The following is a 20,848-nucleotide window of genomic DNA, read 5'->3' as shown; positions in this document are numbered from 1 at the left end:
CGGCACCCGTCCCCGCACCCCCGTCCCCCGAGTTGCGCCCTCCGCCACCCGTAAGAGCCTGGAAGGGTGAACGCACTCACCCCCGGCTTCCACGGAAAGCCCCGGCGGCTCACCGACCGGCTGCCCCCGGGCCAGTACCCCACGGAGATGTTCCCCGTCCTCTCCGCCGGGCCCACCCCGCGCCTGCGCACCGAGACGTACACATTCACGCTCACCTCCGAGGCGGGCGAGCGGCACACCTGGGACTGGGACGGTCTGCTCGCGCTGCCGCAGGAGGAGGTCACCACCGACCTCCACTGCGTGACCCGGTGGTCGAAGTTCGACACCCGGTGGAAGGGCGTCGCCCTCGACACGCTGCTCGAAGCCGCGGGCGGCGCTGGCCCGAGCGCCCGGTACATCGTCGCCGAGTCGCACGGCGGCTACACGACGAACATCCCGCTCGCCGAGGTCACCGGTGGGCGCGCCTGGATCGTCCACGAGTACGACGGCTTCCCCGTCTCGCCCGAGCACGGTGGCCCGCTGCGGCTGCTCGTCCCGCGCCTGTACTTCTGGAAGTCCGCGAAGTGGCTCCAGGGCATCCGCCTCACGGTCGAGGACGAGCCCGGGTTCTGGGAGAACGCGGGCTACCACAACCACGGCGACCCCTGGCGCGAAGAGCGCACCTGGAGCGACTGACATGGCCACCCCCGCCGTACGCCGCGCCGGCGCCCCCTACCAGCACTGGGCCCGCGCGACCCTGCTCTCCCGCGCCCCGGAGACCGGCACCGCGCGCACCCTCGTGCTCCGCGCCCCCGGCTGGCCGGGCCACTTGCCCGGGCAGCACATCGACATCCGCCTCACCGCCGACGACGGCTACCAGGCCGCCCGCAGCTACTCGCTCGCCGCCCCCGGCAGGGGCGAGCACCTGGAGGTCGGCGTCCAGCCCGTCGACGACGGCGAGGTCTCGCCCTACCTCGCCGAGGACCTGCCGGTCGGCGCCGACGTGGAGATACGGGGGCCGCTCGGCGGCTGGTTCGTCTGGCGCCCCGACCGGGCCACGGCCCCGCTCCTCCTCCTCGCGGGCGGCTCCGGCGTCGTCCCGCTGATGGCGATGCTGCGCGGCCACCGCACCTCCGGGGCGCGCGTCCCGGCCCGCCTCGTCTACTCCGTACGCGATCCGGCGCAGGTCTGGTACGGGGCCGAACTCGCCGCCGTCGCCCCGCCCGTGTCCGTACGGCTCCTGCACACCAGCACGGCGCCGCCCGGCGACCCGCGCCCGCCGGGCCGGATCATGGGCACCGACCTCCCCGGCTCCGACAGCCCCTTCGCGCCCGGCGTCCCCGACGTCTTCGTCTGCGGCCCGACCGGCTTCGTCGAGTACGCGGCCGACCTGCTCCTCCTCGCGGGCCACCCCGCGGACCGCGTCCGCACCGAACGTTTCGGCTGAACGTGTCCCCGTACGCCTGGAGTTGACCTCATGACCAGCGCACACCTCGACGGCAACGCCCTCGCCGGCCCCCTCGCCCCGATCCTCGCGGTCGATCCCACCACCGCCTGGCGCCACTGCCCGGACTGCGGGACACGGGGCCCGCTCGCGGGTTTGCGCGTGTACGGGCCCGAGCCGGGCCTCACCGCCCGCTGCCCCGGCTGCGCGGCGGTCGCCCTCCGGATCATGACCGAGGGCGCCTTCACCTGGCTCTCCCTGGGCGGCCCGGACGGCGCCTTCCGCTTCCGTACGGGCTGAGGCGCGAGCGGCTCGTCGGGTCCCCTGCCGCCGGGCCCGGCAGGGGAATGGGGGTGCCCTGAATCCCCCGTACCCCCGCCGGGACGGCTACCGCCGCCGCACTGTCAGTTGGCGCGGTCGAAGTCCACGCTCGCGTAGGCGCGGAGCTTGGAGAGCCGGTGCGTCGACTCGATCTGGCGGATCGTGCCCGACTTCGAGCGCATCACGAGGGACTGCGTCGTCGCCGTCTCGGCGCGGTAGCGGACGCCGCGCAGCAGTTCGCCGTCCGTGATGCCGGTCGCGACGAAGAAGACGTTCTCGCCGGAGACGAGGTCGTCCGTGGACAGGACGCGGTCGAGGTCGTGGCCCGCGTCGATCGCGCGCTGCCGCTCGGCCTCGTCCTTCGGCCACAGCTTGCCCTGGATCACGCCGCCGAGGCACTTGATCGCGCAGGCGCTGATGATGCCCTCGGGCGTGCCGCCGATGCCCATGAGCAGGTCCACGCCCGTGCCCTCGCGCACCGCCATGACCGAACCCGCCACGTCGCCGTCCGAGATGAACTTGATCCGGGCCCCCGTTTCGCGGATCTCGCGGACGATGCCCTCGTGCCGGGGCCGGTCGAGCACGACGACGGTGACGTCCTCGGGCGTCGAGTTCTTCGCCTTGGCGACCCGGCGGATGTTCACCGCGACGGGCGCGTTGATGTCGACGAAGTCGGCGGCCTCGGGGCCGGTCACGAGCTTGTCCATGTAGAAGACGGCGGACGGGTCGAACATCGTGCCCCGGTCGGCGGCGGCGAGTACCGCGATCGCGTTCGGCATCCCTTTCGCACACAGGGTCGTGCCGTCGATCGGGTCGACCGCGATATCGCACTCGGGGCCGGTCCCGTCGCCGATCCGCTCCCCGTTGAAGAGCATCGGCGCCTCGTCCTTCTCGCCCTCGCCGATCACCACGACACCGCTCATGGAGACGGTCGAGACGAGGGAACGCATCGCCCGCACGGCGGCACCGTCCGCCCCGTTCTTCTCGCCGCGCCCGACCCAGCGCCCGGCGGACATCGCGGCGGCCTCGGTGACCCGGACGAGTTCGAGGGCGAGGTTGCGGTCCGGGGCCTCCGGGGACACGTCGAGGGGAGCCGGCAGGTGGTGTTCGGGCTGCTCAGAACTCATCGGGGCTGCACCTTCCTGATGCGAGCGGTGGTCCCGCGCGAGCGCCCGAGGGGCGGGGCGACGGGCCGGGACCGGAATCGAGGGTTGTCATCGATTTTATCCGCCAGTACGACAAAATGAGCAGTGGGCCCCACGGATGAGCGCGCGAGGGCGCGCTTGAGGGCCGGGTGCGGGCGCATGGGGAGGGTGTGCGGGGCGCGTGCGAGGTCCTGCGGGGCGCGTGCGCGGGGCCCGCGCACGGGTCGCGGCGCGGGTCTGGGACGATGGGCGCGTGGCAGGCAAGAAGGGCAAGCAGACGGTTCGGGACATGATCCTCTCGCTCGGCGTGATCGTCGCGATCGCGGCCGGCATCTGGATCTTCGTCCCGCACGACGATTCCAGGGACCCGGTCAAGCGGGTGGACTACCGCGTCGAGCTGGCGACCGCGCAGCGGGCGGCGGCCTATCCGGTGGTGGCCCCGGAGGGCCTGCCGAAGACGTGGAAGGCGACCTCGGTCAGGTACCGCGCCCAGGACGGCGACGCCTGGCACCTCGGGTACCTCGATCCGCAGGAGAAGTACGTGGCGGTCGAGCAGTCCACGAAGGACCCGGCCGAGTTCATCGGGAACGTCACGCAGGATGCCCGCGAGTCGGGCGCCGCGACACGGATCAACGGCCGCGACTGGCAGCCGTACAAGGGCGACCGCTACGACGCGCTCGTGCTGCGCGAGGGCAAGTCGACGACGGTCGTGACCGGCTCGGCCGGACTCGCGCAGCTCAAGGCATTCGCCGAGGCCCTGCGCACCCCGGAGCACGACGCCGCCTCGGCGACGCCGGGCCCGCGCGACGCCTGAGCGGTGTGACGCCGGGCCCGCGCGGCGCCTGAGCCGCGCGACAGGCAGCACAAAGCCCCGGGAACGCCGTTGTTCCCGGGGCTCGCTTTCTCGCGCCCGCCGCGCGGCGCGCCGCGCCGGGCCGTCGCCGGGCGGGCCGCTCAGACGGTGGTGAAGACCTCGTCGTACGCCAGGCGGGGCAGGCGCGGGAAGGGAGCGGCGTCCGGGCCCGGCTTGCCGATGTTGATGATCATCAGCGGGGTGTGGTCGTCGTCCAGGAACTCCTTCTGGACGCCCGGGAAGTCGAAACCGGTCATCGGGCCGGCCGCGAGCCCGGCGGCGCGCAGGCCGATGATGAAGTAGCCGGCCTGGAGGGTCGCGTTGATCGGGGCCACCTGCTCGCGGACCTCGCGCGCCGAGAAGTACGCCTCGGCGATACCGGGCGCGTGCGGCACGAGCTTGGGCAGCTCGGCGTGGAACTCGTTGTCGGTCGACAGGATCGCGACGAGCGGCGCCGTGGCCGTCTTCGCCTGGTTGCCCTCCGCCATGAGCGGCACGAGGCGCTCGCGGGCCTCGGGGGAGCGGACCAGGGTGACGCGCAGCGGCGACTGGTTGAACGCGGTGGGGCCGAACTTGATCAGGTCGTAGACGGCCTGGATCTGCTCGTCGGTCACCGGCTCATCCGTGAAGGTGTTCGCCGTACGGGCCTCGCGGAAGAGGAGGTCCTGGGTGGCTGCGTCGAGAACGAGCGACATGCGGTGGTACCTCGGAAGATGGGGAAGGCGCCCCGGTCAGGGGCTTGAACGGCGCCCACGCTACGACGCCTGACGTTGAATGTTCAACAAAAACCCCGCCGACGTGATCCGCTTAACACCGCGGAGCGCTCACCCGCCATCCCGGAGCGCTCAGGGCGCACGCCCAGCCCTTCCCCAGCCTCCGCGGAACGCCTGTCGCGAGCGACCCCCGGCCGCCGGTTCCGCCACATCCCCCGGCGCCTCGCCCCGGCCCGCCCGGCACCGCGTCCTGCGGCGCCTCGCCCCGGTCCGCCCGTCGCCGCGTCCCCCCGGCGCCTCAGCCCTCCCGGCCCGTGGCCGCGTCCCCCGTGTCCTCGGCCCCGCCCTCCTCGGCCGCGTCCCCGCCCTCCCGCTCCGCGAGTGCCGCGTCGAGCCGGGCGCGGGCGCCCTCCAGCCACGTACGGCAGATACCGGCCAGTTCCTCGCCGCGCTCCCACAGCGCGAGCGACTCCTCCAGCGTCGCGCCGCCCGATTCGAGCCGGCGCACGACGTCCACCAGCTCGGCCCGCGCCTCCTCGTAGCCGAGCGCGGGGCTCTCGGCGGCCTTCGTCGCTCCCATGTCCTTCACCCTTCGTCGTTCTCGCGGCGCTCCGTGCGCCGCACCGTGAACTCGCCCTCGGCGACCCGCGCCCTCAGCTCCTCGTCCGCCGCGACCTCGTCCGGCGCCCGGACCACCGCGCCGTCCGCGCGCTGGAGCACCGCGTACCCGCGCCGCAGCGTCGCCGCGGGGGAGAGGGCGACGACGCGCGCGAGAGTGTGGACGAGGTCGGAGTCGGCACGGTCGAGCAGATGGCCGACGGTGCGGCGGGCCCGGTCGATCTCGGCGCGGATCTCCTCGTCGCGCCCGGCCACGAGCCGGTACGGGTCGCGCAGCGCCGAGTGCGCGAGCGCCTGCTCCAGGCCGTGCGCCTCGCGGTCGACGAGCGCGCGGATCGCGTGCCGCGCCCGGTCGCGGGTCTGCCGCACCCGTTCCAGCTCCTCGCCCACGTCGGGCACCACGCGCTTGGCCGCGTCGGTCGGGGTCGAGGCGCGCAGGTCGGCGACGAGGTCGAGGAGCGGCGTGTCCGGCTCGTGGCCGATGGCCGAGACCACGGGGGTGCGGCAGGCCGCGACCGTACGGATCAGCTCGGCGTCCGAGAAGGGCAGCAGGTCCTCCACGCTGCCCCCGCCGCGCGCGACGATGATCACGTCCACGTCCGGGTGCGCGTCGAGTTCCCTGACCGCGCCGACGACCTGCGAGACCGCGTGGACGCCCTGGACGGCCACCTCGCGGGTCTCGAAGCGCACGGCGGGCCAGCGTGCCTCGGCGTTCTTGATGACGTCCCGCTCGGCCGCCGAGGCCCGGCCCGTGACCAGGCCGATGCGGCGCGGCAGGAACGGCAGCGGGCGCTTGCGGTCCGCCGCGAAGAGGCCCTCGGCGGTCAGCTCCCGCTTGAGCCGCTCCAGCTTGACGAGCAGCTCACCGACGCCGACCGGGCGGATCTCGGAGGCGCGCAGGGAGAGCGAGCCCCGGCCCTGGTACCACTCCGGCTTCGCCCGTACGACGATCCGCGAGCCCTCCGTGACGACGTCGGCGACCGCGTCGAAGACGGGCCGGAAGCACGTCAGCGAGATCGAGACGTCCTGCGAGGAGTCGCGGAACGTGAGGAAGACGACGCGTGCCCCCGGCCGCCGCGAGATCTGCGTGAGCTGGCCCTCGACCCACACCTCGCCGAGCCGCGCGACCCAGTCCCCGATGAGCCGCGAGACCTCCCGGACGGGAAGGGCGGCTTCGGGGGTGGTCTGCACAGGCATGTGCTTGAGCGTAATGGCCACCGCCGACAAACTTCAGCCCCTCCCGCGCTCCCCCGGCCGAGGACCGGGGGAGCGCGGGGAGCCGAGCCCCGGGAGGCGGCCCGGCGGAAAGGCCCCCTACCGCAGCACGCGCCGCTGCGTCACGAGCACGATCAGCCCGACGGCCAGCCAGATCGCCCCCACCACCTGCGCCGAGTGCGTCGCCTCCACGATCACCGCCACCGTGATCGCGGCCCCCACCACCGGGATCAGCACGTGCCGCCACCAGCTCGGCCTCCCGCTGCCCCGCTGGACCGCGAACCAGCCGACCACGCTCGCGTGCAGGAGCGTGAAGGCGCTCAGGGCGCCCACGTTCACCACCGAGCTGAGGTCGTCCAGGCCCGTCGCGCGGTCCGCCGCCCACAGGGCCGCCGCGCAGGTGATGACCGCCGAGAGGAGCAGTGCCACCCGCGGGACGCCGTCCCACGTCCGGGCCAGGACGCGCGGCAGGCGCCGGTCGCGGCCCATCGCGAAGAGCAGCCGTCCCGCCGCCGCCTGCCCGGCGAGCGCGGCGAACGCCGCCCCGATCGCCTTGCTCACCGCCACCAGGTCGTGCAGCCAGCCCCCGACCGAGGTGTCCACCGCGTCGTAGAAGGCGGGCCCCTGCGCCTCGGGGTGCGAGGCGAGGTGACTGGAGGAGACCGGTTCGAGGAGCGCCACCAGGTACGTCTGGAGGATGAAGAGCACGCCCGCGAGCGCGAGGCAGAACAGCAGCGCCCGCGCCACCTTCGCCGAGCCGCCCGTGGTCTCCTCGGCGAACGTCGCGATCGCGTCGAAGCCGAGGTACGAGAGCACCGCGACCGACACCGCGCCGACGACCGCCGTGACCGTGAACGTACTGGTGTCCCCGGTGAACGGCGACCACCAGTCACGCGTGGCCCCGTCCTGTACCAGCGTCACGATCGCCGAGGCGCAGAAGACGAGCAGCACCACGATCTCCATCGCGAGCACCGCGAAGCCGACCCGCGCGGCGGCCCGCACCCCCCACAGGTTGAGCCCCGTCGTGATGACGACGGCCGCCGCCGTCCACACCCAGCGCGAGACGTCCGGCACGAGCGCGTTCATCGCGATGCCCGAGAAGAGGTACGCCACGGCCGGGATCAGGAGGTAGTCCAGCATCACCATCCACCCGGCGACGAACCCCGCCTGCCGCCCGAGCCCCGCTCGCGCGTAGGCGAAGACGGAGCCCGCCTGCGGCACGACCCGCACCATGAGCGAGTAGCTGTACGCCGTGAAGGCCATCGCGATCGTCGCGACGACGTAGACGAGCGCGACCGCGCCGTGCGACTTCGCGTCGAGCGTGCCGAAGATGCCGACCGGGGCCATGGGGGCGATGAACAGGAGCCCGTACACGACGAGATCGCGGAATCCCAGCTCCCGGTGCAGGCGCCCCGAGCCCGGCACCGGTGGTGGTGCCCCCGGATCGACAGCGGGGCTCGCCCCCTCGGCCGGCTCCGGTCCCTCGTGCCTCGCGCGCTCGTCACTCACCCGTGCTCCTCCTGCCTCGCCCGGCCGTCCTCGTCACCTGCGTACGCCGCGGAGCGCACGCTCCTGCCGCGTACCCGCCAGTCTGGGCGAGGTGCGCGCCCCGGTCCCGCCCGACACGGCCGTACGATGGGCCGCATGACTGCTACGCCCAGCCCGACGCCCGACCGGACCCCCGGAACGCAGGCGGCGCCGCGCGCAGGCAAACGCGTGCTGCTCGCCGCGCCGCGAGGATACTGCGCCGGCGTGGACCGTGCCGTGATCGCCGTGGAGAAGGCCCTGGAGCAGTACGGCGCCCCGGTCTACGTCCGCCACGAGATCGTCCACAACAAGTACGTCGTGAAGACCCTGGAGAAGAAGGGCGCGATCTTCGTCGAGCAGACCGACGAGGTCCCCGAGGGCTCCATCGTCATGTTCTCCGCGCACGGCGTCGCACCGACCGTGCACGAGGAGGCCGCCGCGCGCCGCCTCGCGACGATCGACGCGACCTGCCCGCTCGTCACCAAGGTGCACCGCGAGGCCGTGCGCTACGCGAACGAGGACTACGACATCCTCCTCATCGGCCACGAGGGACACGAGGAGGTCATCGGCACCTCCGGCGAGGCCCCCGACCACATCACACTCGTCGACGGCCCCGAGGACGTCGCGAACGTCGAGGTCCGCGACGAGAAGAAGGTCGTGTGGCTCTCGCAGACGACCCTCTCGGTCGACGAGACGATGGAGACCGTCGACGCCCTCAAGACCAAGTTCCCCGGCCTCGTCTCGCCGCCCAGCGACGACATCTGCTACGCGACGCAGAACCGCCAGACCGCCGTCAAGCAGATGGGCGCCGACGCCGACCTCGTCATCGTCGTCGGCTCGAAGAACTCCTCGAACTCGGTCCGCCTCGTCGAGGTCGCCAAGGGCGCGGGCGCGCGCGACGCGCGCCTCGTCGACGAGGCCGCCGAGATCGACGCGGCCTGGTTCGACGGCGTCGAGACGGTCGGCGTGACCTCCGGCGCCTCGGTCCCCGAGGTCCTCGTCGACGGCGTCCTCGCCCACCTCGCCGAGCGCGGGTACGAGGACGTCGAGATCGTCAAGGCGGCGGAGGAGTCGATCACCTTCTCGCTGCCGAAGGAACTGCGCCGCGACCTGCGCGCCGAGGCGGCCGCGCTCGCGGCGGGCGCCCGTACGGAGGGTGCGCGCACGGCGGGCTGAGCCTTCCCGCGCGGCCGGTGCCGGAGTGCCGCCCTTGCGGGGCGCCGGGCCGGTCCGCACGGGCGCGGCGTCCGGAGCGCCGCCCCGCCTGACCGCCCCTCGACAAGACCCCCCGGCCGCCGCTCAACGCGGGGCAGGCGCGGGGGGTCCGTCGTACGGTGGTCCCCATGCAGATCTTCGGCGTGGACATCGGCGGCTCTGGCATCAAGGGCGCGCCCGTGGACCTGGACCTCGGCGACCTGGCGCAGCCGCGCCACAAGGTCCTCACCCCGCACCCGGCGACCCCGGAGGGCGTCGCGGAGAAGGTGAAGGAGGTCGTGGACCACTTCGGCTGGCAGGGCCCGGTCGGGGTCACCTTCCCCGGCGTGATCACGGACGGCACGGTGCGGACCGCCGCGAACGTGGACAAGAGCTGGGTCGGTACGCACATCGAGGGCCTCCTCGAAGAGCGCCTGGGCGCCTCCTGCCCGGTCACGGCGCTCAACGACGCGGACGCGGCGGGCCTCGCCGAGATGCGCTTCGGCGCGGGCAAGGGCCGCACGGGTACGGTGATCGTCCTGACCTTCGGCACCGGCATCGGCTCCGGGATCTTCACCAACGGCGTGCTCGTGCCGAACACGGAGCTGGGGCACCTGGAGCTGGACGGCCACGACGCCGAGAAGCGCGCCTCCTCGAAGGTCAAGGAGGACCACGACATGAGCTACGCGCACTGGGCGAAGCGGGTCGAGAAGTACCTCGCCCACGTCGAGATGCTCTTCTCGCCGGAACTCCTCGTCATCGGCGGCGGAGTGAGCCGCAAGGCGGAGAAGTTCCTCCCCCACATCAAGGGAATCCACGCCGATCTGGTCCCGGCCCAGCTCCAGAACAACGCGGGGATCGTGGGAGCGGCGATGCGGGTGGCGGAGCGCGGCTGAGCCGGGCGGGGCCGGCCGCCGCTCACCCCCGCGGCCGGCCCTTCCCCCGTGCGGAGGCCGCGGCCCGCCTGCGCACCATCCGCATCTTGCGTGCCACCACCAGCGCCGCCGCCACCGCCGTCCCCGCGTACAGCCACCCGGCGTGCACCGCGAGCGCCGTCACGACGCCCACCGCGTGCCCCGCGAGCCCGCCGTCGCTCTCGGCGAGCGGTGTGAGCCCCACGGCGAAGGCGAGCGGCACGGCGACGGGGGCCGCGAAGAGGTCGGCGGGCCGCACCCACAGCGCGGCGAGCACGCTCACGGGCAGGAAGAGCAGCCCGTACACGAGCACCGAGGACCCCGCGGCGAGCGCGAGGCCGGAGGCGAGCAGCATCGCCGCCACGGCGAAGAGCCCGGTCCCGAGCCCGGTGAGCCGGGGCCCGGGGACCCGGGAAGGGGTACGGGTCGCGCCCGACGCGGTACGGGGACGGCGCGAGGGACGGGGCGGACGAGGACGGGGAGGGCCCCCGCGCCCCTGCGCACCCTGCGGCGGCAACGGGCGGCGGGCGGGACGGGCGGCGGGGGGACGGGGGGACGGCCTGTCGGGCGGCCTGCGCGTACTGGGTTGCTCCACCGCACCAACGTAGGCGCCGCGCCCCGTGCCCTCCGGTCCGGGACACGCGCTTTTGCCCACGGCGCCCCCGCTGCCGTACGGTGCCGGGTCGGCCCCGTGCCGCCTCCCTGTACCGTGAGAGGCGCACCGGCACCGGCCGGAGGGGCGGGCGGTCACGGTCACGGTCGGCGAAGCGTCACGACCCGCGGTCCCGGCCGTACGCACTTTCGTACCCACCTTCGGATTCGTGAGCGGACTTAGAGAGTCATGAGTACAAGCATCGGGATCGTCGGCCTCCCCAACGTCGGCAAGTCCACCCTCTTCAACGCCCTGACGAAGAACGACGTGCTGGCGGCGAACTACCCCTTCGCCACGATCGAGCCGAACGTGGGCGTCGTGGGCGTGCCGGACCCGCGGCTGCCGAAGCTCGCCGAGCTCTTCGGCTCGGCCCGTGTCCTCCCCGCGACGGTGGACTTCGTGGACATCGCCGGCATCGTGCGCGGCGCGAGCGAGGGCGAGGGCCTGGGCAACAAGTTCCTCGCGAACATCCGTGAGACCGACGCGATCTGCCAGGTGATCCGCGCCTTCAAGGACGACAACGTCGTGCACGTCGACGGCAAGGTCTCCCCGAAGGACGACATCGAGACGATCAACACCGAGCTGATCCTCGCCGACCTCCAGACGGTCGAGAAGGTCCTCCCGCGCCTCGCGAAGGAGGCCAGGATCAAGAAGGACGTGGCCCCGAAGCTCGCGGCGGTCGAGGAGGCGAAGGCGATCCTGGAGGCGGGCGACACGCTCTTCTCCAAGGGCATCGCGCAGGGCACGGAGAAGGCCGCCCCCCTCCACGACCTGCACCTGCTCACGACCAAGCCCTTCCTCTACGTCTTCAACGTGGACGAGGACGAGCTGACGGACGACACCTTCAAGGCCGAGCAGCGCGCGCTCGTCGCCCCGGCCGAGGCGATCTTCCTCAACGCGAAGCTGGAGGCGGACCTCGCCGAACTGGACGACGAGGAGGCCCTCGAACTCCTCCAGTCCGTCGGCCAGGACGAACCGGGCCTCGCGACCCTCGCCCGCGTCGGCTTCGAGACCCTCGGCCTCCAGACCTACCTGACCGCCGGCCCCAAGGAAACCCGCGCCTGGACCATCGACAAGGGCGCCACGGCCCCCCAGGCGGCCGGAGTCATCCACACCGACTTCGAACGCGGCTTCATCAAGGCCGAGATCATCTCCTTCGACGACCTCGTCGCCACCGGCTCCGTCGCCGAGGCCCGCGCGGCCGGCAAGGCCCGCATGGAGGGCAAGGACTACGTGATGCGGGACGGGGACGTGGTGGAGTTCCGGTTCAACGTGTAGTGGGTGACGTGTCACGACGTCGCTGACGTGGCAAATAAGCAGATCAGAAGGGGCCGGGCTCTTGAGACTCGGCCCCTTCGTCCATACCGTGCTGGTGCGGTGCTGGATTTCTTGACGGTGGGTCACCTCTGCTGGGCCCCGAGGATGGAACCGCTGTGACGACCTGATCGGTTGCGCCTCTGCTGGACCTGGGCTGGATGTTCAGACGCTGGATCATTCGGGATCAGGTGTCGTGAACGGTGGAGCGATGCCCGACGTGGACGACCCACACTACGAGCTCTCCCTTGTCGATCGTGTAGACGACCCGGTAGTCGCCGACCCGCAGTCGACGGCGTTCTGGCTGTGACACGAGCGCGGTGGTGTTGAAGCCAAGGGGGTCGCTCTCCAGTGCGGTCAGTTTGGTCAGGAAGCGTAGGGCCATGTCACGAGGGATCTTCCGGAGCTCGGCCTGTGCCTCTGGTCGGAAGACGGTTCGGTACTCACTCACCGCGCGCCAGCGTCTCCCTCATGATGTCCTCGATCGGGATGCCGGGTGCCGGGTTGGCCATGCGCTCGTCGGTGATCCGGTTGATCTCGCCCTCTTCCCGTTCCTGGTACTTGCGCGGCGGTTGTGCCTCCCCGAGATGCGGGAGCCAGCGGCAAGGCCACTCTGGAACGAGAGGGGAGGAGGGCCGTGATGGCCGCTGCGATGATCCCGGATGCCACTCTGCGCGCGCTCGTGCGCGATGCGGCGACCGCTCTGTCCGTCCGGAACACTCAACCGTGGCGATTCGTCTACCACCGCGATAGCGGTTCCCTCGACGTGCGGGTGGATACGGCGGGTAGCGGTCCGGGCGTCGCGGACGTATCGCGTGCACGGCGCATCGATTGTGGAGCCGCCCTGTTCAATCTTCGTGTGGCCGCCGCGCACGCGGGCTTGCCCCTCGAGGTCGACACCACGCCCGACCTCGCGGATCCCGATCTGGTGGCTCGCGTGCGTCCTGGCCCCGAAGGCGTGCGTCCCGACGCGGTGCTCGGCCGGCTCTACCCGGCTCTTGCCGAGCGTCATCGCAGCAGCCGCATTGTCACCGATGCCCCTGTGTCCGCCGGTCTCCGGGACGAGCTGACGCGTGAGGTGGAGGCCGAGGGGGCGCACCTGGTCTTTCCCAGCGACAAGCGTGCCCGCTTCCTGATGGACGTCATGGCCGACAACCACAGTGAGGCCGAACTCGGAGAAGTGCCTGGCAGTGGTGCCGCCCCCTCGCCGGTCTCCCGGCCGCACACGTCCCCCCACGAGCCGTCCGAGACAGCGGTCGAGCGGCGTCCTGCCCTGGCCACGCTGAGTACCGTGGCGGACAACCCGCAGGACTGGGTGGTCGCGGGGCAGGCCGTCGAGCGGGTCATGCTCGCGGCGACCCTGGCTCATCTCGCGACGGCGACCGCGACGTCCCCTTCAGACCGTGCGTCGCTGCGCTGGCTGATGAACGGGCCCGCCGGCTCCGACGGCCCGGTCCAGGCGCTGGTGCGGCTGGGCCGGGGACCGGCCGGAAGGGCGACGAGCCGCCGGCCCGTCGAGAAGATCCTCGACATCTTCTGACGGAGATCCTCGACGTCTTCGAGGTGACCCTCGACGTCTTCCGAGAACGGGGAACCCTCATTCGCCCGGTCCGTGAGCGCCGGCGCCGGGCGCGAGCCCGAACAAGCCAGGAGGCAGGGATGACGACGAAGGAGTTCACGGCAGAGGTGCTGGTGGGTCTGGATGGTTCCGACGGCAGCCGACAGGCGATGCGCTGGGGGGCCGACGAGGCGGCGCTGCGTCACACCCGGCTCCACCTCGTGCACGTTCAGGAATGGCCGGCCACGTGGTCGGCACCTTTGCCGCATGATCCTCAACTCGATGTCTGGGCCCAGTCGCTGGTACGCGAGCAGGCCACGCGGGTGCGAGAGGATCACCCGGGTCTGAACGTGCGCACCACGGTGCTCTCCGGTACCTTCACCGCCACCGAGCTCGGCGAGGCCGCGGCGACGGCCGGGCTGGTCGCGCTCGGTTCCAGCGAGGTCGGCCGGGGAGGGCACGGCTTCGCCGTGGGCTCGGTTTCTCTGGCCGTCGCGGGTACGGCCCCGCGTCCCGTCGTACTCGTGCGTCCTGGAGCTCCCGCGGACGGCGTCGGGCAAGAGATATCCCTCGCCACCCAAGATGCCGCGACGCCCCCTGCCGGGCAGACCGCGACCGGGAACATCACGGTGGGGCTCGACCCCCGGGACCCCTGCCAGGCCCTGCTCGCCTTCGCCTTCGAAGAGGCGGCCCTGCACCGGGCGCGGCTTCGCTTCGTGCACGGATGGAAACCGTTTCCCTCCTACGGCTACGGGGGCGCGGTGCACGGCGGCATCGACGAGGAGACCCAAACACGTGCGCGCACCGAGATCAACGGGCTGCTGGCTCCGTGGCGCCGCCAGTATCCGGAGGTGGAGACCGACGTGAGCATCGCGAAGGGGTCTCCCGCCAACAGCCTCATGGACGCCTCGCTCGACGCGAGGCTCGTGGTCGTGGGCCGCCGTTCGCGCGCGGTGCCCGTGGGGACTCGCCTCGGGCACGTGGCCCATGCGGTCGTGCACCACAGCCCGGCGCCCGTCGCGGTAGTACCGCTCGCTTGACGCCGCTCAGCTCTGGCGGACCGACTCCCGGCTTTCCCCGTTCCGGTCCCCCGAAGGTTTTCGCATCGAAGGAGGACGCCATGAAGGCTCTCGTGCTCCGCGGGAAGAACGACATCGCCTGGCAAGAGGTCCCCGATCCGACTCTCCAGGATCCAACCGATGTGATCGTCCGTGTGGATGCTGTCACCTTGTGCGGCACGGACCTGCACATCATCAAGGGGGACGTGCCCGAGGTCCGGCCGGGCCGGGTGCTGGGACACGAGGCGGTCGGGACGGTCGTCGAGGCGGGCGCCGCGGTGGGTTCCGTGCGGCCCGGTGACCGTGTGCTCGTCTCGTGCGTCTCCGCCTGCGGCCGGTGCCGCTTCTGCCGGGAAGGCCGTTACGGTCAGTGCCAGGGCGGCGGAGGCTGGATCCTCGGCCATCTCATCGACGGGACGCAGGCCGAGTACGTCCGGGTCCCCCTGGCCGACACGTCCGTCCACCCCTTGCCCAGCGCGGTCGACAGCTTCGATGCCGTGCTCCTCGCGGACATCTTCCCCACCGCTTACGAGGTCGGTGTCCTCAACGGGCAGGTGAAACCGGGCGACACCGTCGTCGTGGTGGGCGCGGGGCCGGTCGGACTGGCGGCCGTGACCGCCTCTCGCCTCTACAGCCCCGGCCGGATCATCGTCGTCGACCTCGTGGCATCGAGGCTGGCGACCGCCAGTGAGCTGGGTGCCGACGTGACAGCGGCCGGGGACGAGGACCCGGAGCAGTTGGTCGCCGACCTCACGGGAGGGCTTGGCGCTGACGTGGTCATGGAAGCGGTGGGGACCCCGCAGACGTTCGAGATGTGCACGCGTATGGTGCGCCCCGGCGGCCGCGTCGCCAACATCGGGGTGCACGGCGAGCCCGCGACACTCCATCTGGAAGAACTGTGGATCAAGGACGTCACCCTCTCCACCGGACTGGTGGACACCTCGACCACACCGATGCTGCTCGACATGCTGGCGGCCGGGCGGCTGCCGGTTTCGGATCTGGTCACCCACCGGTTCACCCTCGACCAGATGGAGCAGGCCTACGACATCTTCTCGCGCGCCGCGGAGACAGGCGCTGTCAAGGTGGTTCTCGGCGACCCGGACCACAGGCAGCTGGAGACCGTCGTGCCGCGCGGCAGCGGCTGAGGAGAGGCGGACGGGCCAGGGAACATGAGGGAGCCGGGCCCGCCCCTTCCTTCCTCCGACGCGCTCTCGTCCGCCGTGGCTTGAGGCTCACGCGTGGGCGTGGGCGTGGGCGCGGGCGGACAGCGGTTGCGCGGCCACGCCCACGCCCGCACCGTGAGGATGCGGGACGGCGACCGCCCGCAAGCCGACAACGGAGCGGGAACGATGAGATACGGCGCGGGGCAGGAATCCGTCATCAGCGGAGTGGACCCTGAGCGGGACTGGCGCGTTCCCCTGGCCTGGGCGGCCGACGAGGCCTCGCTGCGAGGGGTGTCGCTCCAGCTCGTGGTCGCGGTAGCGCCACCGCACGACACCCAGCACGTCGACGCCACCCCAGGGCTGCTGCGACAGGCCCAGGAGGGCGAGGAGGCGCTGGAACGGGCGGCGTCATGGGCGCGCGAACGACAACCGGGTGTCGAGGTGACCACGCACCTTCTGGAGGCGGCGCCCGCGTCCTTGCTGACCGAGCTGTCGGAGAACGCCGGAATGCTGGTACTCGGCTCGCGGCACCTCCGCGGCCCCAGCGGATTCCTGGGGACGAGCGCGCTCATTCTGCCCCTGGCGGCCCGTGCGCGCTGTCCCGTCGCCGTCGTCGGTCATCCAGAACACAGCACGCAGGAACCCGCTTACCTCGTGGTGGGCGTCGACGACAGTGCGTCCTCCCACGCTTCGCTGGACTGGGCCTTTCAGGAAGCGGCCTCGCGTGGTTGCGCTCTGCGGGTCGTCGCGGCGTGGCAGCCGTCCGTCTTCACCACCGCCCGGGGGCACAGTGATCACTTCAAGGAGGAGCGACGAGCGCTCGCGGAGGCGGTGGCGGGGTGGGCCGAGGACCATCCTGACGTGGCGGTCACCCACGAGGTCGTGGAGGGCTCACCGGTGGAGGTGCTCGCCGAGGCAGGCGAGCACGCTCTCGGACTCGTGGTGGGCCGCAAAGGGAACGGCGGCTACACGGGAATGCGCCTTGGCTCCGTCGCCAGGGGAGTGCTGCGCCGGGCACACTGCCCGGTGATCGTCGTCCCCCCCTCGTGAATCGGGCTCCGGGAGACGCGGGTCCGCGCCCCGGTTCCCCACCGCAGGTGCGGGGCTCATGCTTCGCCCTCCTCCTCCGGCACCACTTCCACGGGGCAGACAGCGTGCTGCATGGCGGCCTGGGTGACATGGCCGATGCGCGGCCCGAGCGGGCCGTGACGTGCTGTGCGCCGGCCGACGAGGAGCAGCTGAGCGTGGTGCGACTCCTGGAGGAGAAGATCCGTCGGCTTTCCCGCGACCGCCTGCGCCCGCACGGTGACATGAGGATGAGACTCCCGCCACGGCGCGAGCATGTTCCGCAGGCGCGTGGTCCGGGCGGACTCCTCCGCCCGGAGCGTGTCCGGGTCGGTGGCCGCGCCGGGCAGGGCGCGCGGCTCGGGCCAGGCGTGCACGACCCGCAGGGGGGCGCCACGGCGGTCGGCCGCTTCGAAAGCGGCGTCGAGAAGACGTCGCGCGGGATGGCGGAGGTCGTGGCCCAGCAGCACCTCGCCTCCTTCCGGAGGGCCGGCCTCGGGGAGATGCGTACCAGGGCGGACCAGAGCCACAGGGGAGACCGCCCGGGCGATCACGGACTGTGCCACCGAGCCGACGACGAACCCGTGCATCTTGCCCAGCCCCCGGGATCCCACCACCAGCAGCGCTGCGGAGCGGGCCATGTCGATCAAAGCCGTGGCGGGCGCTCCGCTGACGCGTTCACCCCCGGCCCGCAGGCCCCGGTAGCGCCGCATCAGCCGTTCGGCCTCGCCGACGGGGAGCTCGTCCATGAACGCCCGCCCGTCGGGAGTGGCATCCGTGATGCCGAGAGAGTACGGCTGCCACTCCCAGGCGTAGACGACACGGAGAAAAGCCTCCGTGCGCAGGGCCTCTTCGGCCGCCCAGTCGGCAGCCGCCGTGCTCTCGGGCGAACCGTCGTACCCGAGCACGATGGTGCGGGACATACCAGCCTCCTACGAGATCAGGGAGGGGAGGAAATGAGCCCTGAGACGAACCAGGAGGGGGCACGCCGTCCAGAAAGCCGGCGCACACCCTTTCGGGCCCCTTCCCATCGTGCGCCGGTCAGGCCGAAAGCGCAGGCGCGCGCAGGACTCGCGGGCCGAGCCTCGCAGGTGTATCGCTCACGAGCGTTGCGCACAGTCGTGGGTCCTGCTCACGGCGAAGGCCTCCGGTGGGGGGAGCCGTCTGGGCGCGAACGGCGCCGGCAAGAGCACACCGCCGCGCCTCCTGGCCGGGCAGGTCGCGGCCTACGGCGAGACGGTCCGGTGCCGGGGGCGGACTGGTACTGCCCGAAGGGGTGGCCCGCCGAGGCCGGCAGGAACCGTCTACGAGGCGTCGCGGGCCGCGCGTTCTTCGTCGCGGGCCTTCAGGCGGGCGGCTTCCTTGCGGGTCTCGGCGTGCGTGGCGCGTTCCCGGCGGAGCCAGTCGGGGCACTCCTGCTTGAGAGCCTCGATCTGGTCGGTGGTGAGGGGGTCCGTGATGCCGCCGCGCGCGAGGCCGGCGATCGAGATCTCCAGGCGTGCCGCGACCACCGGGCGGGGGTGGGGACCGTTGCGGCGCAGCGCGCGGAGCCACTCCGGCGGGTCGGCCTGGAGCGCGTTCAGTTCGTCGCGTGAGACGGGGCCCTCCCGGAACTCGGCGGGGGTGGCTTCCAGGTACACACCCAGCTTCTTCGCCGCGGTCGCGGGCTTCATGGTCTGGGTGGTCTTGTGCGACGTCATGCGTCCAGCGTAACGAGTGCCGGGGGCCCCTGGCGCCACGGCCGCGGGTAGCCTGGAGCGGTGACTGGCTCGGACGCTTCCCCTTCGTTCACGCTCGCCTACGTTCCCGGCGTGACCCCCACGAAGTGGGTGCGGATCTGGAACGAGCGCCTTCCTGGTGTCCCGCTGACCCTCACCTCCGTCCCCACGGACGAGGCCGAGGGGCTGCTGCGCGCGCGGGGCGCCGACGCCGGGTTCCTGCGGCTGCCCGTGGACCGTACGGAGCTGAGCGCCATCCCCCTCTACACCGAGGCCACCGTCGTCGTGATCCCGAAGGACCACCTCGTCGCCGTGGCCGAGGAGGTCACCACCGCGGACCTCGCCGACGAGATCCTGCTGCACCCGCTCGACGACGTGCTGGAGTGGGAGGAGCTGCCCGGCCGCCCCGCGAACGAGCGGCCCGCCACGACCGCCGACGCCGTCGAGCTGGTCGCGGCGGGGATCGGCGTGCTCGTCGTGCCCCAGTCGCTCGCCCGGCTCCACCACCGCCGCGACCTCACCTACCGCACGGTCACCGACGCCCCCGTCTCACGCGTCGCGCTCGCCTGGCCCGAGGACGCGACCACGGAACTGGTCGAGCAGTTCATCGGCATCGTCCGGGGCCGTACGGTCAACAGCAGCCGCGGCCCGAAGCCACCCGCCGCCGGGCGGAACGAGGCCGGGGGGCGCGGCGCGGGCGGGCGGAACGGCGGGAAGCCGGGGGGCGGGCGGTCCGGGGCGGTGAAGGGTGCCGCGAAGGGCTCGTCCAAGGGGGCGCCGAAGGGGTCCTCGAAGGGGGCCGCCGCCAAGGGCGCGCCCAGGGGCGCCACCAAGCGCGGGAAGCCACGCAAGCGCCCGTAGCGGAGGCGCCCGTGGCGGAGGCTTCCGTAGCGGTGCGTCCGTAGGGGAGGCGCCCGTCGCGGGCGCGCCCGTCGCGGAGGCGCGGACCGGGCGGGGGCGGGGGCGCGGGTATGGGCCGGGGGCCGCCCGTCATCCCGCCTTCTCCTCCCGCTTCCGCAGTTCCCTCGCCACAGCAGCCCGCTTGCGGGCCTTCTCGCCCCGCTTGCGGTGGCGGGGGAGGCGGAGCGCCGCCACCGTGCGGGCGACGAGGGCCAGGAGGAGGACGAGCAGGGTCCAGGGGATCGCCGTGCCGTGGGCCGTCGCCATCACCGGCGGGAGGGGCGATGTCGAGCCGGAGGCGTCGGTGAGAAGCGGGGTCAGTGATCTTCGCCGTGAGCGCGAAGGACGGGATGACGCCCGTGGCTGGGACCGTGACCTTCCAGCGTTCGCCGGGAAGGAGTTCGGGGGTGTCCTTCGGGGGAGCCACGTGAGCGGCGAACCACCCGAAGGGGACCGTCAGTTCGGCTGCCTGACGGGCCGCGACCGCCGCGTTGCCCGTGGTGTGGACCGTGTACGTCAGCGTCGCGTTCCCCCGCCCGAAGGGGTCGGCCGTGCCGTCGTACGAGACGTGCGCGTCCTCGACCGCCAGCGCCGGTTCGAGGGCGCCGCTCACGCGCAGCTTCACCTTGATGCCCAGCCTGCGGTCCCCGTTGATGCCCTCGGCGTCGTCCGGCTGCTTGAGCGAGGTGAGCAGGCCCCCGACGTAGTCGCCCGGCGTCGCCCTGCCCGGGGCCGTGACGGTGAAGGGGATCTCGGCCGTCCCGCTGGGAGTGGCAGAGGGCATGGCGGGGACGGGCGGGTGCGCGCCTGCGCCTGGTGATGTCAGGCGGCGCGCGCCGTGGTGGTCCAAGGCGCGCGCCGTGCCGGGGTGGGCGGTGTGTGCCGACCGGGTCCGTATCAGGTGGTGGGCGCCTCGGTGGTGGCAAGGGGCGCGCGCCGGTGCCGGGGTCAGGCGTGCGTGTGGGGCCGCTTGATGCGGAGGGCCGAGACGAGGAAGAAGACGCCGCCGAGGAAGGCGTAACCGGCCAGGCTGCTCACCTTCGCGCCGTCCTGGCCGGCCATCGCGAAGAAGGACGCGCCCGCGAGCGTGGAGATCGCGCCGCTCGCGATCATCGCCCACTGCCCGCCGATACGGCGCCGGAGCGCCCCGACGACGAGCTGTACGAGGCCCGCCGTGACAGCCCAGGCGCCCCACACCCGCAGAACCGCCGGGATGCCGGACGTGGCGGCGACCGCGAGGCCGATGGCGGTGAGAGTGCTCAGCGCGATGTTCGCGTACAGCCCGCGCACCGGCCCCTCACCCGCCCGCGCCGAGCGGACATCGACGACGGCGCACGCCACGTCGAAGAGCGGATAGATGACGAGCAGCGTTCCGCTCAGCACACTCAGCGTGCTGTCGGCCGTCGCGAAGAGGACGGCGGCCCATACGGCGGCGAAGGCGAAGCGGGTGAGGTAGAGCTTGCGGAGGGAGGCGGGGGCGGTGGGGGAGTGAGGGGT

At 72.6% G+C, this 20,848-nt stretch carries 23 protein-coding genes; 12 read left to right on the top strand and 11 right to left on the bottom strand.

The window, feature by feature from the left end; all coding sequences use genetic code 11:
- The first annotated feature begins 66 nt into the window (after positions 1-66).
- The 3 genes from IF99_RS0127390 to IF99_RS0127380 are packed head-to-tail and all read left to right on the top strand — an operon-like array spanning position 67 to position 1,723.
- A complete protein-coding gene (locus tag IF99_RS0127390; RefSeq protein WP_031000536.1) occupies positions 67-675 on the top strand; it encodes a molybdopterin-dependent oxidoreductase in 609 nt (202 codons plus the stop codon).
- Position 676: 1 nt separating this feature from the next.
- Positions 677-1,426, top strand: coding sequence for an FAD-binding oxidoreductase (locus IF99_RS0127385; RefSeq protein WP_031000534.1), 750 nt, complete (start codon positions 677-679; stop codon positions 1,424-1,426).
- A gap of 30 nt (positions 1,427-1,456) precedes the next feature.
- Complete coding sequence (locus tag IF99_RS0127380; protein WP_031000532.1) at positions 1,457-1,723, top strand: DUF6510 family protein; 267 nt, start codon at positions 1,457-1,459, stop codon at positions 1,721-1,723.
- Positions 1,724-1,827: 104 nt separating this feature from the next.
- On the opposite strand, the gene glpX is transcribed toward IF99_RS0127380, so the two are convergent.
- Positions 1,828-2,871 carry a class II fructose-bisphosphatase gene (gene glpX / locus IF99_RS0127375; protein WP_031000530.1) on the bottom strand — a complete coding sequence of 348 codons (1,044 nt, stop codon included), beginning with the start codon at positions 2,869-2,871 and terminating at the stop codon, positions 1,828-1,830.
- A gap of 271 nt (positions 2,872-3,142) precedes the next feature.
- On the opposite strand from glpX, the gene IF99_RS0127370 reads away from it, so the two are divergent.
- A complete protein-coding gene (locus IF99_RS0127370) occupies positions 3,143-3,703 on the top strand; it encodes a DUF4245 domain-containing protein (RefSeq protein WP_031000528.1) in 561 nt (186 codons plus the stop codon).
- A 140-nt stretch (positions 3,704-3,843) separates the two neighbouring features.
- On the opposite strand, the gene IF99_RS0127365 is transcribed toward IF99_RS0127370, so the two are convergent.
- The 4 genes from IF99_RS0127365 to IF99_RS0127350 all read right to left on the bottom strand — a co-directional run bounded on the left by IF99_RS0127365 (position 3,844) and on the right by IF99_RS0127350 (position 7,797).
- Positions 3,844-4,437: a malonic semialdehyde reductase gene (locus tag IF99_RS0127365; RefSeq protein WP_031000526.1), complete on the bottom strand. Its 594-nt coding sequence runs from the start codon at positions 4,435-4,437 to the stop codon at positions 3,844-3,846.
- Positions 4,438-4,753: 316 nt separating this feature from the next.
- Positions 4,754-5,044 (bottom strand): exodeoxyribonuclease VII small subunit, encoded by a 291-nt coding sequence (locus IF99_RS31225; protein WP_037827738.1) that lies wholly within the window; start codon positions 5,042-5,044, stop codon positions 4,754-4,756.
- A complete protein-coding gene (gene xseA, locus IF99_RS0127355; protein WP_031000521.1) occupies positions 5,041-6,270 on the bottom strand; it encodes an exodeoxyribonuclease VII large subunit in 1,230 nt (409 codons plus the stop codon). Before xseA ends, IF99_RS31225 begins: the two co-directional genes overlap by 4 nt.
- A 117-nt stretch (positions 6,271-6,387) precedes the next feature.
- Complete coding sequence (locus IF99_RS0127350; protein ID WP_031000518.1) at positions 6,388-7,797, bottom strand: APC family permease; 1,410 nt, start codon at positions 7,795-7,797, stop codon at positions 6,388-6,390.
- A gap of 126 nt (positions 7,798-7,923) precedes the next feature.
- Here IF99_RS0127350 and IF99_RS0127345 point away from each other — a divergent pair, with 126 nt between their 5' ends.
- Together IF99_RS0127345 and ppgK are read left to right on the top strand one after the other, a co-directional pair.
- On the top strand, positions 7,924-8,991 hold the full coding sequence (locus tag IF99_RS0127345) for a 4-hydroxy-3-methylbut-2-enyl diphosphate reductase (protein WP_420705727.1): 1,068 nt from the start codon (positions 7,924-7,926) through the stop codon (positions 8,989-8,991).
- A gap of 167 nt (positions 8,992-9,158) precedes the next feature.
- The gene (gene ppgK / locus IF99_RS0127340; RefSeq protein WP_031000514.1) at positions 9,159-9,905 is read left to right on the top strand and encodes a polyphosphate--glucose phosphotransferase; all 747 of its coding nucleotides are present in this window, start codon (positions 9,159-9,161) and stop codon (positions 9,903-9,905) included.
- Between the two features lie 22 nt (positions 9,906-9,927).
- Here ppgK and IF99_RS35660 read toward each other — a convergent pair whose 3' ends face one another.
- Positions 9,928-10,518 (bottom strand): DUF6542 domain-containing protein, encoded by a 591-nt coding sequence (locus tag IF99_RS35660; RefSeq protein ID WP_324604395.1) that lies wholly within the window; start codon positions 10,516-10,518, stop codon positions 9,928-9,930.
- 246 nt (positions 10,519-10,764) lie between these two features.
- On the opposite strand from IF99_RS35660, the gene ychF reads away from it, so the two are divergent.
- The gene (ychF, locus tag IF99_RS0127330; RefSeq protein WP_031000511.1) at positions 10,765-11,853 is read left to right on the top strand and encodes a redox-regulated ATPase YchF; all 1,089 of its coding nucleotides are present in this window, start codon (positions 10,765-10,767) and stop codon (positions 11,851-11,853) included.
- Positions 11,854-12,076: 223 nt separating this feature from the next.
- On the opposite strand, the gene IF99_RS0127325 is transcribed toward ychF, so the two are convergent.
- Positions 12,077-12,340, bottom strand: a complete 264-nt coding sequence (locus IF99_RS0127325) for a type II toxin-antitoxin system RelE family toxin (protein WP_031000509.1) — start codon at positions 12,338-12,340, stop codon at positions 12,077-12,079.
- 189 nt (positions 12,341-12,529) lie between these two features.
- Between IF99_RS0127325 and IF99_RS0127320 the strand changes: the two genes are divergently transcribed.
- The 4 genes from IF99_RS0127320 (at position 12,530) to IF99_RS0127305 (ending at position 16,718) form a co-directional block, all read left to right on the top strand.
- The gene (locus IF99_RS0127320; protein ID WP_031000508.1) at positions 12,530-13,429 is read left to right on the top strand and encodes a hypothetical protein; all 900 of its coding nucleotides are present in this window, start codon (positions 12,530-12,532) and stop codon (positions 13,427-13,429) included.
- Positions 13,430-13,548: 119 nt separating this feature from the next.
- A complete protein-coding gene (locus IF99_RS0127315; RefSeq protein WP_031000506.1) occupies positions 13,549-14,487 on the top strand; it encodes a universal stress protein in 939 nt (312 codons plus the stop codon).
- An 80-nt stretch (positions 14,488-14,567) separates the two neighbouring features.
- Positions 14,568-15,650, top strand: a complete 1,083-nt coding sequence (locus IF99_RS0127310; protein ID WP_031000504.1) for an alcohol dehydrogenase catalytic domain-containing protein — start codon at positions 14,568-14,570, stop codon at positions 15,648-15,650.
- Positions 15,651-15,854: 204 nt separating this feature from the next.
- Positions 15,855-16,718 carry a universal stress protein gene (locus IF99_RS0127305; RefSeq protein ID WP_031000502.1) on the top strand — a complete coding sequence of 288 codons (864 nt, stop codon included), beginning with the start codon at positions 15,855-15,857 and terminating at the stop codon, positions 16,716-16,718.
- A 56-nt stretch (positions 16,719-16,774) separates the two neighbouring features.
- Here the strand turns inward: IF99_RS0127305 and IF99_RS0127300 are convergent, their stop codons facing one another.
- A complete protein-coding gene (locus tag IF99_RS0127300; protein WP_031000499.1) occupies positions 16,775-17,656 on the bottom strand; it encodes a universal stress protein in 882 nt (293 codons plus the stop codon).
- 381 nt (positions 17,657-18,037) lie between these two features.
- On the bottom strand, positions 18,038-18,433 hold the full coding sequence (locus IF99_RS0127295; protein WP_031000497.1) for a DUF5997 family protein: 396 nt from the start codon (positions 18,431-18,433) through the stop codon (positions 18,038-18,040).
- Positions 18,434-18,493: 60 nt separating this feature from the next.
- On the opposite strand from IF99_RS0127295, the gene IF99_RS0127290 reads away from it, so the two are divergent.
- Positions 18,494-19,312: a LysR family transcriptional regulator substrate-binding protein gene (locus IF99_RS0127290; RefSeq protein WP_031000495.1), complete on the top strand. Its 819-nt coding sequence runs from the start codon at positions 18,494-18,496 to the stop codon at positions 19,310-19,312.
- Positions 19,313-19,441: 129 nt separating this feature from the next.
- On the opposite strand, the gene IF99_RS35240 is transcribed toward IF99_RS0127290, so the two are convergent.
- Both IF99_RS35240 and IF99_RS0127280 read right to left on the bottom strand, forming a co-directional pair.
- The gene (locus IF99_RS35240) at positions 19,442-19,618 is read right to left on the bottom strand and encodes a hypothetical protein (protein WP_234340879.1); all 177 of its coding nucleotides are present in this window, start codon (positions 19,616-19,618) and stop codon (positions 19,442-19,444) included.
- A 681-nt stretch (positions 19,619-20,299) separates the two neighbouring features.
- The coding region (locus IF99_RS0127280) for a hypothetical protein (protein WP_031000492.1) at positions 20,300-20,848 on the bottom strand (549 nt) is incomplete at its 5' end.

Source organism: Streptomyces sp. NRRL F-5630, assembly GCF_000719475.1.
Classification (GTDB): domain Bacteria; phylum Actinomycetota; class Actinomycetes; order Streptomycetales; family Streptomycetaceae; genus Streptomyces.
This window is presented reverse-complemented; position numbering and strand designations above follow the sequence as displayed.